The sequence below is a fragment of the Desulfuromonas sp. KJ2020 genome, from assembly GCF_024197615.1.
GTDB lineage: Bacteria > Desulfobacterota > Desulfuromonadia > Desulfuromonadales > SZUA-540 > SZUA-540.
Genome location: NZ_JAKUKE010000001.1, coordinates 1413764 through 1428289 on the forward strand (window position 1 = coordinate 1413764; position 14526 = coordinate 1428289).

At 62.2% G+C, this 14526-nt stretch carries 15 protein-coding genes; all 15 read right to left on the reverse strand.

The features are described 5' to 3' along the window. Positions 1 to 73 precede the first annotated feature (73 nt). Positions 74 to 877, reverse strand: a complete 804-nt coding sequence (dapB, locus tag MJO47_RS06465; protein WP_253960298.1) for a 4-hydroxy-tetrahydrodipicolinate reductase — start codon at positions 875 to 877, stop codon at positions 74 to 76. A gap of 41 nt (positions 878 to 918) precedes the next feature. Beyond that, entirely contained in the window at positions 919 to 1794 is an 876-nt protein-coding gene (gene dapA / locus MJO47_RS06470) for a 4-hydroxy-tetrahydrodipicolinate synthase (protein WP_253960299.1), read from the reverse strand. Positions 1795 to 1950: 156 nt separating this feature from the next. Then, positions 1951 to 2718, reverse strand: a complete 768-nt coding sequence (locus MJO47_RS06475) for a hypothetical protein (RefSeq protein WP_253960300.1) — start codon at positions 2716 to 2718, stop codon at positions 1951 to 1953. Between the two features lie 5 nt (positions 2719 to 2723). Continuing rightward, complete coding sequence (argH, locus tag MJO47_RS06480) at positions 2724 to 4103, reverse strand: argininosuccinate lyase (RefSeq protein ID WP_253960544.1); 1380 nt, start codon at positions 4101 to 4103, stop codon at positions 2724 to 2726. Between the two features lie 59 nt (positions 4104 to 4162). Further along, a complete protein-coding gene (locus tag MJO47_RS06485) occupies positions 4163 to 5290 on the reverse strand; it encodes a hypothetical protein (protein ID WP_253960301.1) in 1128 nt (375 codons plus the stop codon). Positions 5291 to 5304: 14 nt separating this feature from the next. Next, the gene (locus MJO47_RS06490; RefSeq protein WP_305882404.1) at positions 5305 to 5847 is read right to left on the reverse strand and encodes an NUDIX domain-containing protein; all 543 of its coding nucleotides are present in this window, start codon (positions 5845 to 5847) and stop codon (positions 5305 to 5307) included. A gap of 26 nt (positions 5848 to 5873) precedes the next feature. Continuing rightward, complete coding sequence (locus MJO47_RS06495) at positions 5874 to 7094, reverse strand: argininosuccinate synthase (RefSeq protein WP_253960302.1); 1221 nt, start codon at positions 7092 to 7094, stop codon at positions 5874 to 5876. Between the two features lie 74 nt (positions 7095 to 7168). After that, on the reverse strand, positions 7169 to 7906 hold the full coding sequence (locus MJO47_RS06500) for an RDD family protein (RefSeq protein WP_253960303.1): 738 nt from the start codon (positions 7904 to 7906) through the stop codon (positions 7169 to 7171). 20 nt (positions 7907 to 7926) lie between these two features. Further along, positions 7927 to 8835: an ornithine carbamoyltransferase gene (gene argF, locus MJO47_RS06505; protein WP_253960304.1), complete on the reverse strand. Its 909-nt coding sequence runs from the start codon at positions 8833 to 8835 to the stop codon at positions 7927 to 7929. A gap of 55 nt (positions 8836 to 8890) precedes the next feature. Then, on the reverse strand, positions 8891 to 10084 hold the full coding sequence (locus MJO47_RS06510; RefSeq protein WP_253960305.1) for an acetylornithine transaminase: 1194 nt from the start codon (positions 10082 to 10084) through the stop codon (positions 8891 to 8893). Further along, positions 10081 to 10971: an acetylglutamate kinase gene (argB, locus tag MJO47_RS06515; protein ID WP_253960546.1), complete on the reverse strand. Its 891-nt coding sequence runs from the start codon at positions 10969 to 10971 to the stop codon at positions 10081 to 10083. Before argB ends, MJO47_RS06510 begins: the two co-directional genes overlap by 4 nt. Before the next feature lie 45 nt (positions 10972 to 11016). Further along, on the reverse strand, positions 11017 to 12342 hold the full coding sequence (hslU, locus tag MJO47_RS06520) for an ATP-dependent protease ATPase subunit HslU (protein ID WP_256502283.1): 1326 nt from the start codon (positions 12340 to 12342) through the stop codon (positions 11017 to 11019). Beyond that, a complete protein-coding gene (gene hslV / locus MJO47_RS06525; RefSeq protein ID WP_253960306.1) occupies positions 12339 to 12869 on the reverse strand; it encodes an ATP-dependent protease subunit HslV in 531 nt (176 codons plus the stop codon). Before hslV ends, hslU begins: the two co-directional genes overlap by 4 nt. Before the next feature lie 154 nt (positions 12870 to 13023). Then, positions 13024 to 14145 (reverse strand): response regulator, encoded by a 1122-nt coding sequence (locus MJO47_RS06530; protein ID WP_371926634.1) that lies wholly within the window; start codon positions 14143 to 14145, stop codon positions 13024 to 13026. 12 nt (positions 14146 to 14157) lie between these two features. After that, the gene (locus MJO47_RS06535) at positions 14158 to 14502 is read right to left on the reverse strand and encodes a cupin domain-containing protein (protein ID WP_253960308.1); all 345 of its coding nucleotides are present in this window, start codon (positions 14500 to 14502) and stop codon (positions 14158 to 14160) included. Positions 14503 to 14526 lie beyond the last annotated feature (24 nt).

Here is a 14526-nt window from a genome sequence, read left to right on the forward strand (position 1 = left end):
GATTGATCGCGCCCTGAATGATGAGTTAAAGAGCAAGCCAGCGTCGCCAGACATGGCGCCCCTGCCCAAAAGCTTATTTCAGTTCCAGCACATCCTGCATGTCATACAGGCCGGCCGGCTTGTCGCCGAGCCAGCCGGCGGCGCGCACGGCCCCACGGGCGAACATGTCCCGGCTCATGGCCCGGTGGGTGATCTCGATGCGCTCTCCCATGCCGATGAAATAGACGGTATGCTCGCCGACGATGTCGCCGCCGCGAACCGTCTGCATGCCAATCTCTTCCTTGGTGCGCTCGCCGCACATCCCCTCACGGTGGTAGTTGGCGACCTGGTTGTAGTCACGCCCCAAGGCCTCGGCCACCACCTCGCCCATGCGCACGGCGGTGCCGGAAGGGGAGTCTTTTTTCTTGTTGTGATGCAGTTCGACTATTTCGACGTCGAAGCCGTCGCCGAGAATTTTGGCCGTCTCCTTGAGCAGCTTGAAGCAGGCGTTGACCCCCACGCTCATGTTCGGGGCCAGCACCACCGGGATGGTCGCCGCCAGCTTCTGCACTTCAGCGCGCTGTTCGGGGGTAAAGCCGGTGGAGCCGATGACGATGCTTTTGCCCAGGCGGGCGCAGACGGCAATGTTCTCCAGGGTGACTTCGGGAAAGGTGAAGTCGATGAGCACATCGGCGTCGGCCAGGGCGGCCTCCAGGCTGTCGGCGATGGCCACGCCCAGTTCGCCGCAGCCGCTGACCAGACCGGCATCGTGGCCGACCATAGGGTGTCCCGTACGTTCGGCGGCGCCGGCCAGTTCCATGCCAGCCGCCTCTTTGATGGCGGTGATGATGCGGCCTCCCATGCGCCCGGCCGCTCCGGTAACAGCAACTTTGGTCATTTCGTCCTCGTGGGGGGCTCGGTGGCGCCCGGTTGAAAGGTTCAAATCAGCCCGTAGCCCTTCATCACCGCCTTCAGCTTGTCGAGGGTGGTCGGCTGCATGGGCACCAGCGGCAGGCGGACGTCGGCGCCGCATTTGCCCATGAGGCTGGCGGCGGTCTTGACCGGCACCGGGTTGGATTCGATGAACATGGCGTTGTGGATGTCGAGCATCTTCAGGTGCATCTTGCGGGCTTCGTCCCACCGACCCTGCTGTACGGCAGTAACCATGGCCTTGACTTCCTTCGGCATGATGTTGGCGGTGACCGAGATAACGCCCTTGGCGCCGCAGGCCATCAGCGGCAGGGTGAGGAAGTCGTCGCCGGAGAGGACGTCAATCTTGTCGCCGGCCTTGTCGAGGATTTCGCTGGCCTGTGTCACGTTGCCGGAAGCTTCCTTGATGGCGACGATGTTGGCGAACTCGGCCAGGCGGATGGTGGTCTTCGCCTCCATGTTCATGCCGGTGCGGCCGGGCACGTTGTAGAGCACCTGGGGCAGGCTGACGGCTTCGGCGATGGCCTTGTAGTGCTGAAAGAGGCCTTCCTGCGAGGGCTTGTTGTAGTAGGGGGAGACGAGAAGAACGCCGTCGGCGCCCATCTCCTTGGCGTGCCGGGAGAGTTCGATGGCCTCGGCGGTGGAGTTGGAGCCGGTACCGGCGATGACGGGGACACGCTTGGCGACCTGCTCGATGCAGATCTGGATGACGCGGTCATGTTCCTTGTAGTCGAGGGTGGCCGATTCGCCGGTGGTGCCGCAGGGCACGATGACGTCGGTGCCGTTCTCGATCTGGAATTCGATAAGCTGACGGTATTTCTCTTCGTCGACCTGCCCCTTCGCATCGAAAGGGGTGATGATGGCGACCATGGAGCCTTTGAACATAGATTTCTCCTTCATGTAAGCGGATTCAAAAGGATGATGGGGGCGGGTTCACAGCCTGTCTGTATGGCGGAACACGACGCCCAAGGCTTTATAATGCTGTTCTGAAAAGCAGTCAATATCCTTAACATACCTGCCTGTCAAAGTCAAAGAGCCCTTCTAAAACCCAGCTTTCGGCGTGACGGTCACTCTTTCCGAGAGCGCGCTTTCCACTTCGGTGTCCTGCTGCCGGACAATGAGACTGATGGCATAGGTCAAAGGCGTGCCGTTGTCGCGGCCGAAGTCTTCGAACCGAGGCTCGGTCAGGGGCTGCCGGTTAACCGGGGAGGCCGCGACCTGAGTGGGGTCGGCGTGACGATAAAGGCGATAACCGACCACCTGCCCCTGGCTGCCGTCGAGAACCGGCGCTTCCCACTGCAGGCGCACGAGGCGGTCCAGCCCTTCGGCCGTCAATCCGGCGGGAGACGGCGGCGCCGGGTAGACGATGGCGCTCAGGCTGGCCGGGGCCCCTTCGTGATCGCGCGCGGTAAAAGGCACGATGCGGTAGCGGTAGCCGGTTCCCGCCTGGACCGCGTCATCCACATAGGTCAGGCGACTGCCGTCCCGAATGGTCCCCTGCGGATAGTCGAGGTCGATCTCCGTCAGCAGCACGGACAGGTCGCGGCATTCAGGACATTCCTGCCCGGGGACGAAGGGGAGGCGGAAGAGGCGGAAACCCTGCAGGTCGGTAAGGGGTGTGCCGTTCTGGTTCGCCGTCGGCACCTCCCAGGACAGTCGCAGGGCTTCCCCCCGCTGCTGCAGACTGAGGTCGGACGGGGCGGCCGGCAGGGGCAGCTCGAGGGGCCGCACCGGTCCCTTCTTGCCGCAGCCGGTCAGCAGGGTGGTCAGCATCAGGGCGGCCAGGCCCAGGAAACGCAGCGTCCTCATCGGCTTCAGACCAGTTCCTGGCGGGCGCGGGTGATCTCGCGTTCCACCGCTTCGCGGGCGGTGCCGCCGGTGGCGCGGCGGGCGTTGACGGAGGCCTCCAGGGTGACGTAGTCGTAGATGTCCTCAGCGATCAGCTCCGAGAACTGGCGGAATTCCTCGAGGGAAAGCTCGGGGATGTCCTTGCCGTGCTCGATGCAGTAGCGCACCGTCTTGCCTACCACCTCGTGGGCCTGACGGAAGGGCAGCCCCTTGCGCACGACGTAGTCGGCCACATCGGTAGCGGTGGAGAAGCCGCGGGCGGCAGCCACCCGCATGTTCTCGGCCTGCACCTTCATCTCGGCGATCATGTCGGCGAAGATCTTCAGGCTCCCCTTGACGGTGTCGATGGTGTCGAACAAGGGCTCCTTGTCTTCCTGCATATCCTTGTTGTAAGCCAGCGGCAGGGACTTCATCAGAGTCAGCAGGCTGATGAGGTTGCCGTAGACGCGACCGGTCTTGCCGCGCACCAGCTCGGGAACGTCGGGGTTCTTCTTCTGCGGCATTATGCTGCTGCCGGTGCAGAAAGCGTCGGTGAGCTCGATGAAATGGAAGTCGGCGGAAGACCAGAGGATGAGCTCTTCCGACAGGCGGGAGAGGTGCATCATCAGGATAGCGCTGGCGCCGCAGAACTCCAGGGCGAAATCGCGGTCGGAGACCGAATCGAGGCTGTTGCGCGTGACGCCGTCGAAGCCGAGCTGCTCGGCGACGAATTCGCGGTCGATGGGGAAGGTGGTGCCGGCCAGGGCCCCGGCCCCCAGGGGGAGCACGTTGAGGCGCTTGAGCACGTCGGCGAAGCGGCCGGCATCGCGCTTGATCATCTCGTAATAGGCGAGCATGTGGTGGGAAAAGAGCACCGGCTGCGCTGTCTGCAGATGGGTATAGCCGGGCATGATGACCGCCAGGTTCTGCTCGGCCTGCTGCAGCAGCGACTCCTGCAGGCGGCGCAGGTAGCCCAGGATCTCCTTGAGCTCGTCACGCAGGTAGAGGCGCACATCCAGAGCCACCTGGTCATTGCGAGAGCGGGCCGTGTGCAGCTTGCCGCCGACGGCGCCGATGCGCTCGATCAGGCGGGCCTCGATGTTCATGTGGATGTCTTCTAACGAGACCTTAAAGACGAAATTGCCGGCTTCGATGTCGGTCAGGATGCCCTCCAGGCCGCCGATGATCTGCTCGGCGTCCTCGGCGCCGATGATGCCCTGGCGGGCCAGCATGCGGGCATGGGCGATGGAGCCCTGGATATCGTAGCGGTACATGCGTTTGTCGAAATCGATGGAGGCGGTGAACTCTTCCACAAATTTGTCGGTGGGCTGGGTAAAGCGCCCGGCCCAGGGTTTTTCACTCATGATGTCTGTGCTCCATTTCAAGGTTTCATGGCGGCCCATAAGGACCGTCTCAGGTTGAACCGTTATTCGCTGAAAACGCGCTGCCAGCCCTGGCTGCCGTCGGGCTCGAAAATGCTGTGCACCCGCAGCGGCACCCGGGTGGTGCGCGGATCGAGCTCATGGAAAACCGGCAGGTTGAAGTAGTAGAGGCGGGTGCCGGTGCCGAAGCGCATGCGGCAGACGGGGAGACCGCCGAAGTCGTCGGTCTCGAACTCGGCGAACTGCTTCTGCTTCATCTTGTGATTCTCGTGGATGATGACCGCGGAGCGCCCGAAGGTGGCCTCGGGGGTGCTGCCACTGCCCGTGGTCTCGTCCGACGTGTTGCAGAAGACGGTAATCGAGTCGCGCACGCCGGGATGCTGCGACAGGTACTCGCCATAGTAGCCGTTGACCACGTCGCGAAAGGCGCGGTGTTCGGGTTTGGGGTTGCACTCCAGGACCGCCAGCAGGTCGAGGCGCTGGCGCGTCTGGAAAAAGAGTTCGTTGGCTTTATCGATCAGGACGCTGATGTTCGACTGGTAGATGGTGCGGTAGATGTAATCGAAGCAGATCAGAGCCATGAAGTTGAAGGGGTTGGGGTGACAGTGGAACAGGGGAAAGACCTTGCCCCGATAGAGATCGTGAAGGGCGTCGGGGTTCTCCTCGGCGAAGTAGGGGTGGCTTTTGGCTTCGAGAAAGACCCGGACCTGGCCATCGGCCTCCTTGACGGCGATGACCGCCCAGTTGGCGGGCAGCTGTTCTACGTCGCCCGCATCAATATCTTCGAGCACCTGGGCCAGCGCCTCGGCGTTGTCGTCCCGGTAGCGTTCGAGCACCTCGCGATAATGGGCCAACGTCGTGTGTTCGACCCCGAACAGGGTCACCGTGTTGTTGTGAAAGCGGTGGCGGATGAGATCCAGTGCTTCTTCCACCCGTTCGGCCGGTACCGTGGATTCGGGAAAGAGCAGAAAATGGAGCTTCTTGAGGTTGCCTTCACCCGCGGCCACCATCTCCAGCACCGAGCGGACCATTTCCCAGCTGGTCGTGGGTTCGGTCAGCCGGCACAGGTGCTCCTTGCGCGACAGCCAGGTGGGAAGCTGGCAGACCATGCAGTGCAGGTGGTGCCCCCAGGGGAATTCGACCGACAGATTTTTCTCGACGATGCGGAACATGGCCGGCTTTCGGGTCAGGGCGAAGGGAAGGAACCGCCGGGAATCTCGGTTTCGATGGCGCCGATCGGTGGCGCCTCCGCCTCGGGAAAGAGGCCGGGATAGATCTTGCCCAGAATGTGCCGGGTGCCGGCTGGAATGCTCAGCGCCGACATCTCCCCCCGCCCGACCCAGCGGGCTTCCGTGCACTCACTGCCGTTGGGTTGCAGCTCGAAGGTCAGCGGCGCACAACGATAGTAGAGGATGATGAAATGATCGTTGCGCTCCCCGATGCCCAGACGTTCGAAGACATCAATAAGCCCCTCGACGCGCACCTCAATGCCGACTTCTTCCTGCACCTCCCGGTGCAGGGCCTCCAGGATCGGTTCGCCATGGTCGATCTTTCCCCCGGGCATCACCCACTGACTGCAAAACGGCTCAATGCAGCGGCGGGTCAGCAGAATGCGCTCCTGCTCATCGATGATGCAGGCGACCACCGAGGTCTTGATCTGGGGTTGTTTGGCGAATTCCATCTGGCGTCCGTAAGGGGTGAGGGGGTAGGCGTGAGGAGCAAGGCCCATTTGCCTCGCCCCTCACGCCTGACACCTTACTTTTTGTTCGCGCGCTGAATGGCGGCGATGCGCAGGCGCAGGGCGTTGAGCTTGATGAAGCCCTCGGCGTCAGCCTGGTTGTAGACATCGTCCGCCTCGAAAGTGGCGAAATCGACGTTGAACAGACTGTCGCTGGCCGAATCCCGGCCGACCGTGCGGCAGTGCCCCTTGTAGAGCTTGACGCGGGCCTTGCCGTTAACGGTCTGCTGGGTCTGGTCGATCATCGTCTGCAGGGCGATGCGCTCCGGGGCAAACCAGAAGCCGTTGTAGATCATGCTGGCATACTGCGGAACCATGGAGTCACGCAGGTGCATGACTTCGCGGTCCATGGTGATGGACTCGACGGCGCGATGGGCCTCCTCCAGGATGGTGCCGCCGGGGGTCTCGTAGACGCCGCGGCTCTTCATGCCGACGAAACGGTTCTCCATGAGGTCGACGCGGCCGATGCCGTGCTTGCCGCCGAGCTCGTTGAGCTTGGCCATCAGCTTGGCAGGGGAAAGGCGCTCGCCATTGACGGCGACGGCGTCGCCCTTTTCGAACTCGATCTCGACGTATTCAGGCTGGTCGGGAGCGTCTTCGGGGCGCTTGGTCAGCACGTACATCTCTTCGGGCGCCTCGGCCCAGGGGTTCTCCAGGATGTCCCCTTCAAAGGATATGTGCAGCAGGTTGCGGTCGGAGCTCCAGGGGAACTTCTTGCTGGTGGGGACGGGAATGCCGTGCTTCTTGGCGTAGTTCTCCAAAGCGGTGCGGCTCTTCATGTCCCACTCGCGCCAGGGGGCGATGACCTTGATGGCGGGATCGAAATGGTAGTAGGCGATCTCGAAGCGCACCTGGTCGTTGCCCTTGCCGGTGGCGCCGTGGGAAACGGCGTCAGCGCCTTCCTTGGCGGCGACCTCCATCTGGGCCTTGGCGATCAGCGGCCGGGCGATGGAGGTACCGAGGAAGTAGCGTCCTTCGTAGATGGCGTTGGCGCGGAACATGGGGAAGACGAAGTCGCGGGCGAATTCTTCCTTGAGGTCAAGGATGTGGCAGCTGCTGGCGCCGGTCTTCTTGGCTTTCTCGGGGATATGGTCAAGCTCTTCGCCCTGGCCGAGATCGGCGGAGTAGGCCACGACTTCGCAGTCATACTCCTCGGTGAGCCATTTGAGGATGATGGAGGTGTCCAGACCGCCGGAATAGGCGAGGACGACTTTTTTGACGCTGCTTTTCTTGGACATATGGATCTCCTGGTTCGATGAATGGGAGGCGAGGCACGGCGCGAAGAAGGTTGCCGTGCCTTATCTCCTGGTTTCTACAACTTTATAACATAGGTGCCGGCGATTTTATCGTGCAGGCCCTGTTTTTGCGAATCAAAGGCCACCATGAGGTAGCCGATGCCCAGCAGGATACTGGAGACGAACTTGCCGATGGTCTCCCGCAGGAAGGCCGAACCGTAGCCGATGTCGGCGCCATCGGTGCGGATGACCTTGATGCGCACGGCCATCTTGCCAGGCGTCTGGCCGCAGTAGCCGGTAAAAAAGACATAGTAGGCCACGGCCAGAACCATGCCGAACAGCCCGGTGGTCAAACCCAGCATCATGTGCCCTTCGCCGGAGAGATCTCCGCCGGACAGGCCGGCCGTCAGCCCGAGGATGAAGCCGAGCACCATCTGCACGACAGTCACCAGAATCGAATCGACCACGGAGGCGATGACGCGCACCCAGAAGCCGGCTTTGGGGAGCTCTGCCGCCGTAGGCGCGGCTGCCGGTGTCGTCGCGGGCAATTCCTGAGCCAGTTCGTGCTGACGGCGTTGCCATTTCTCGTAGACGATGCCGCAGCCCTGGCAGGAATCGCCGGCCGGCTGCTGCAGTCCGCAGGCCGGGCAGGTGATCTGCTCCGGCTGGGGCGCCGACTGGGGGGATCTCTCCGTGGTGGCGTTGAAGGTAAAGACCTGACGGCACTTCGGGCAGGTCACCCGCGTGGGGACGGCGGGAACTTTGGCCGGTTCGACGTCGCGAGAAAAATCGCAGTGGGGGCAGCGGATGTTCATACTATCTCCGGAATACGGCTTCAGGCCATGAGGGTCGCCATGATGGCCTTCTGCACATGCAGGCGGTTCTCGGCTTCGTCAAAGACCACCGAGTGGGGTCCTTCGATGACAGCGTCGGTGATCTCCTCGCCGCGATGCGCCGGCAGGCAGTGCAGCACGATGCAGTCGGGCGCGGCGGCAGCCACCACCTCGTCGTTGAGCTGAAAGCCGACAAAGGCTCGCTCCCGCTCTTTCTGCTCGGCCTCCTGGCCCATGCTGGCCCAGACATCGGTATTGAGCACCTGGGCGCCGCGGGCAGCCTCCAGGGGATCATGGGTGTAAAGGACGTTGGCCCCGAGTTCTTGGGCCCGGGCGACGACGGCGGCATCGGGTTCGTAGCCTTTGGGCGTGGCGACCCGCAGCTCGAAACCGAAGACGGCGGCGGCGTTGATCCAGCTGTGCGCCATGTTATTGCCGTCGCCAATCCAGCAGTAAGTCAAATCCTGGTACCCCCCCTTGTGTTCGATGACGGTGAAGAGGTCGGCCATGATCTGGCAGGGGTGATAGCTGTCGGTCAGGCCGTTGATAATGGGGATATCCGACCAGCGGGCCAGCTCTTCGACGCCGGCTTGGGAGAACGTTCGGATCATGATTCCGTCGACGTAGCGGGACATGACGCGGGCGGTATCCTTGATCGGTTCGCCGCGGCCGAGCTGGGTGGTGCCCGAGTGCAGAAAAAGGGCATGGCCGCCGAGCTGGTACATGCCGACTTCGAAGGAAACCCGGGTGCGGGTGGAACTCTTCTCAAAAATCATCCCCAGAGTCTTGCCCTTGAGGAGGTGATGTTCTTCGCCGCGCCGTTGCTTGGCCTTGAGATCGCGGGTCAGGTCGAAGATCTGGTCCAGTTCGTCGCGGCTCCAGTCGGTGAGAGCCAGAAAGTCTTTTTTCACGATGCTACTCCTGGGGTAAATGAATCAGGGACAGCGGCTGCGGCGGGCCGTCCCCCTACAATTCCACGAAGATGGCGGCCAGAATGTCGATGGCCTCGTCGATTTCCGCCTGGGTGACAATCAAGGGGGGCACGAAGCGCAGCACCTTGCCGACGGTGCAGTTGATGAGCAGTCCCTTGGCCATGGCGCGGTTGACGATGTCGGCCCCGTCGATGGTCAGCTCCATGCCGAGAATCAGGCCGCGCCCGCGCACCTCGGTGACAAAGTCGAAGCGCTCTTTCAGGTCGGCCAGGCGCTGGTAGAGGTACTGTCCCATGACCTGGCAGTTGTCGAGGACGCCGTCTTCCAGAATGGCGCGCATGGCGGCGACCCCGGCGGCCGTCATGAGGGGATTGCCGCCGAAGGTGGAGCCGTGGGTGCCAGGCCCGAAGGAGTCGGCCACCTCTTCCCGCGCCACCATGGCGCCGATAGGGGGGCCGCCAGCCAGCGCTTTGGCCAGGGTCATGATGTCGGGCTCGATGCCATCGTGTTCATAGGCGAAGAGGGTGCCGGTGCGGCCGCAGCCGACCTGGACCTCATCGAAAATCAGCAGCAGACCCATGGCGTCGCAGAGGGCGCGGACGGCTTTGAGATAGCCCGGCGGCGGTACGTTGACGCCACCTTCCCCCTGGACCGGCTCCAGCATGATGGCGCAGGTCTGGGGGGATACCGCCGCACGCAGGGCGTCGATATCGCCAAAGGGGACATACTTGAAGCCGGGCAGGATGGGGGCAAAGCCGGCCTTGATCTTGTCCTGTCCCGTGGCGCTGATGGTGCCGAGGGTGCGCCCGTGAAAGGAGGCGAGGGCGGTAATGACCTCGAAACGGTTCTCGCCGGAGCGGTCGGCGCTGTACTTGCGGGCCAGCTTGATGGCCGCCTCGTTGGCCTCGGCCCCTGAATTGCAGAAAAAGACGCGGTCTCCGAAGGAGTGCATGCACAGCAGTTCCGCCAGTTCGATCTGCTGGGGGATGTGGTAGTAGTTGGAGCAGTGCAGCAGTCGTTTGGCCTGCTCGGTGAGGGCTTCCACCACCTTGGGATGACAGTGGCCAAGATTGTTGACAGCCACGCCGGCGACGAAGTCGAGATAGGTCTTGCCGTCGGCGTCAAACAGCCGGCAGCCTTCGCCGCGGACGGCGACGATGGGATAGCGGCCGTAGGTCTTGGCAACGTGAACATTGCCGCGGTCGATCCAGTGCTGTGAAATGCTCATGAGTTGAACCTCGCGATAGCAGTGCCGATCCCCTTGTCGGTGAAGATCTCCAGCAGGCAGGCGTGCTCCATGCGGCCGTCGATGATGTGGGTCTTGGTCACCCCTTCCTCGACGGCGTCGATGCAGCAGTTGACCTTGGGGATCATGCCGCCGGAGATGGTGCCGTCATTGATGAGGTCGGGCACGCGGTCAACATCAATGGTCGAGATGAGCCGTCCCTGCTTGTCCTTGACCCCCTCGACATCGGTGAGCAGGATAAGCTTTTCGGCGCGCAGGGCGCCCGCCACCTTGCCGGCGACCAGGTCGGCGTTGATGTTGTAGGTCTCGCCGCCCAGACCGACGCCGATAGGGGCGATGACGGGGATGAAGTTGTTGTCCTCCAGAGCCGTGATAATGGCCGGATTGACCTGTTCGACCTCGCCAACCAGGCCGACATCGATGATCTCCGGCGTCAGGGTGTCGGGATTGACGGTCTTCATTTCCAGCTTGCGGGCGCGGATGAAGTGGCCGTCCTTGCCGGAGAGGCCGACGGCCTGGCCGCCGTGCCGGTTGATGTTGCCGACGATCTCCTTGTTGACCTTGCCGCCCAGCACCATCTCCACCACGTCCATGGTGGCCGCATCGGTTACCCGCATGCCCTGCACGAAGCGGGTCTCCCGTCCCATCTCCTTGAGAACCTGGCCGATCTGCGGGCCGCCGCCATGGACAACGACGGGGTTGAGTCCAATGTATTTCATGAGGATGACGTCGCGGGCGAAGCCCTCCTTCAGGCGTTCCTCCACCATGGCGTTGCCGCCGTACTTGATGACGATGGTCTTGTTGCGGAATCGCTTGATGTAGGGCAACGCCTCCATCAGCACGTTGGCCTTGTCGATGATCTCCTGCATGGTCGCTTCTCCCGGCATCCGTCGATGCCTCCCTAAAAGGCGGAACTAGAGTATGTATCTGGAGAGGTCTTCGTCCTCGACGATGTCGGACAAAACGCGGCGGACGTAGGCGGCGTCGATCTCCACCCGTTTGTCCGAGCGCTCCGGCGCATCAAAGGAGAGTTCCTCCAGCAGTTTCTCCATGATGGTGTGCAGGCGTCTGGCGCCGATGTTCTCCGTGCGTTCGTTGACCTGGCGCGCGGTGCGGGCGATCTCACGCACGGCATCCTCATGGATGACCAGGTCGATGCTCTCCGTGGCCATCAGCGCGCAGTACTGGCGGGTCAGGGCGTTTTTCGGCTCGGTGAGGATCTGGACGAACTCCTCTTCGCCGAGGCTGTCGAGTTCGACGCGGATGGGAAAACGTCCCTGCAGTTCGGGAATGAGATCCGAGGGCTTGGCGACGTGAAAGGCGCCGGCGGCGATAAAGAGGATGTGGTCAGTCTTGACCGGGCCGTACTTGGTGTTGATGCTGCTCCCCTCGACAATGGGCAGGATGTCCCGCTGTACGCCCTCACGGGAGATTTCCGGGCCCTGCCCTCCTTCGCGGCTGGCGATCTTGTCGATCTCGTCGATGAAGATAATGCCGCTCTGCTCGGTGCGTTCGCGGGCCAGGGTCTGCACCTTGTCCATATCCACCAGCTTTTCGGCCTCGGTCTCGATGAGGATCTCGCGGGCGTCGGCCACCTTCATGCGGGTGCGCTTGGTCTTTTTGGGGAAGAGATTGCCGAACATCTCCTTGAGATTCAGGCCCATATCCTCGGCGCCGGGGGGCGTGAGGACGTTCATGGCCGGCATCTTGGCTTCCTGGGTCTCCAGTTCGACGTAGCGCTCGTTGAGGGCCCCTTTGCGCAGCAATTTGCGTAGCTTGTCCCGGGTTGACTCTTTGCTCTCGCCCGCTTCGGTCGGAACGGGTTCGCCGGGCAGGAGCAGGTCGAGCAGGCGCTCTTCGGCGAGGTCCTCGGCCTTGACACGGACCTTCTGGGCTTCTTCCTCCTTGACCATGATGATAGCCAGATCGAGCAGGTCGCGTACCATGCTTTCGACGTCACGGCCGACGTAGCCCACCTCGGTGAATTTGCTGGCTTCCACTTTGACGAAAGGGGCCTGGGCCAGCCTGGCCAGGCGGCGGGCGATCTCGGTCTTGCCGACGCCGGTGGGGCCGATCATGATGATGTTCTTGGGGGTGATCTCCTCACGCAGATCGGTGGCGACCTGCTGACGACGCCAGCGGTTACGCAGGGCCACGGCCACGGCACGCTTGGCGTTTTTCTGGCCGACGATGTAGCGGTCCAGTTCGGAGACGATTTCTCGGGGCGTGAAGTTGGTCATGATAAAGACTCGATGAGGATGTGGTCGTTGGTGTAAATACAGATGCCCGCGGCAATTTTCATGGCTTCCTCGACGATCTGCCCGGCGGCAAGGGGCGAGTGGGCCACCAGGGCGCGGGCTGCCGCCTGGGCAAAGGCGCCGCCGGAACCGATGGCGGCCACGCCGTCGTCGGGCTCGATCACATCGCCGGCTCCGGAGAGCACCAGGGTAGTCTCTTTGTCCGCCACGATGAGCAGGGCCTCAAGGCGGCGCAGCACCCGGTCGGTGCGCCAGTCCTTGGCCAGGGAGACGGCGGCGCGCGGCAGGTTGCCGCGGTACTCCTGCAGTTTGGCTTCAAACTTTTCAAAGAGGGTGAAGGCGTCGGCCGTACTGCCGGCAAAGCCGGCCAGTACCTGGTCGTTATACATGCGGCGGATCTTGCGGGCGCCGTGCTTCATGACGGTATTGCCCAGGGTCACCTGTCCGTCCCCGGCCAGGGCGACATCCCCGTCTTTTCTGACACAGACAATGGTTGTTCCGCGAAACATAGCCTCTCCTTTTCACCAGGATCCCGGCAAGGTTTTGTCACCGAAGAAAATAGCGCGAATATAGCACAGAGACCAGGGCAAAAAAAGAAAAATGCCGTCGCAGACCCCATCCCAAAGGCGGTTGGAATCCGAGGCGGCAGTCGCTTTGTCGCGATCAACGTGGAAAGCTCAGCGTGACCGTCGTGCCGATGCCCGGCTGACTCTCGATCTGGATCGTCCCCTGATGGGCCTGGATGAATTCCCGCGCATAGTGAAGGCCCAGGCCGAAACCCCGGATCTGCCCGGTATGGGCGGGGTCGACCTGGTAGAACTTTTCGAAAATCTTGGGCAGGTTTTCCTTGGCGATCCCCTCGCCGTTATCCTCAATTTTCAGGACCAGCCGGTCGCTCTCTACTTTGCCGCTTAACTGAATGGTCCCTCCCGCCGGGGTGAATTTCACGGCATTATCCAGCAGGGCTCGGAGGGCGAAAATCAGACGCTCCCGATCCAGGTCCATGTCGGGAAAGTCACCCTGAATATTCTCACTCAGAGTGATCCCTTTGCGTTGGGAGGCGTACTTGAGCTGCTGAAAAACGCCCAGCGCCAGATCCTTGAGGTTGCACGGCGTCAGCGTCGGCGGGCCGTCCTGCAGGATAACGTCGCTGTAGTAGAGCAGGTCCTGGATGAGGGTGGCCAGGTATTCCGACTCTTCCAGGATGAGATGAAGAGTTTGGGCGAAGTCGGGATCCGATTTGTCCAGAGAACCATAGGCGAGATTCTGGATAAACAGGGAGATGGCCGTGGCCGGTGTCTTGAGCTTGTGGGAGACCAGGCCGAGAAAATCGGATTTGAGCCGGTCCATGCGCTGAAGATGGAGCAGCTCTTCCTTGAGGGCCTTCTTCTCCAGAACATTGTCCAGGGTGGTCTTGAGCTGCAGCATGTTGATCGGCTTGCTGATGAAGTCATCGGCGTTGGCCTTTAGGGCCCGTAGGATGACGTTCTTCTCGCTGTAGCCGGTCATGACCACCACGGCCTTGTTGGGGTCCTCCCGTTTGATGGTCTCCAGCAGATCGAGGCCATTCATGTTCGGCATCATGACATCGGTGAGAACGACATCGATGTTTTCTTTTTTCAGGACCTCCAGAGCCCCAAGGCCGTCGGCTGCCAGGAAAACCCGGTAGCCGTCCAGAACCATGGCGCACATGTCGCGGATGACGCGTTCGTCATCAACGATCAGGATGCCGCGCCCTGAAAATTCAGGGTGGAAAAAGGGTTGTTTGCCTGAATTCACGGCCATCTCCGCCAGGGGTTACTTCAAGGGAGGGGTGAAGAGGGCCAGCAGTTCCACCGGCTTGCTGCCGTTGTTTTTGAGGCCGTGGGTGACACCGGAAGGTGCCACGCAGCAGCTGCCGGCGCCGACGACGGTCTTTTCAGCGCCCATGGTGCACACCGCCTCGCCGGAGAGGATATAAAAGGTTTCCGTCTGTCCGTCGTGAGTGTGGGGAAAGATTTGGCCACCGGGGGCGATTTGGCCCCGGTGGACCGACAGGGCCGGGTTGAGCGCGGCCGTGACCACATCCCGCAGGGTAAAGCCATCGTGCTTGGGGTGGGGGTAGCTGGCCTGTTCTTCGGTCTGGACAATGGTGCCTGGCATGGGGCTCTCCTGTTAAATGAGCGG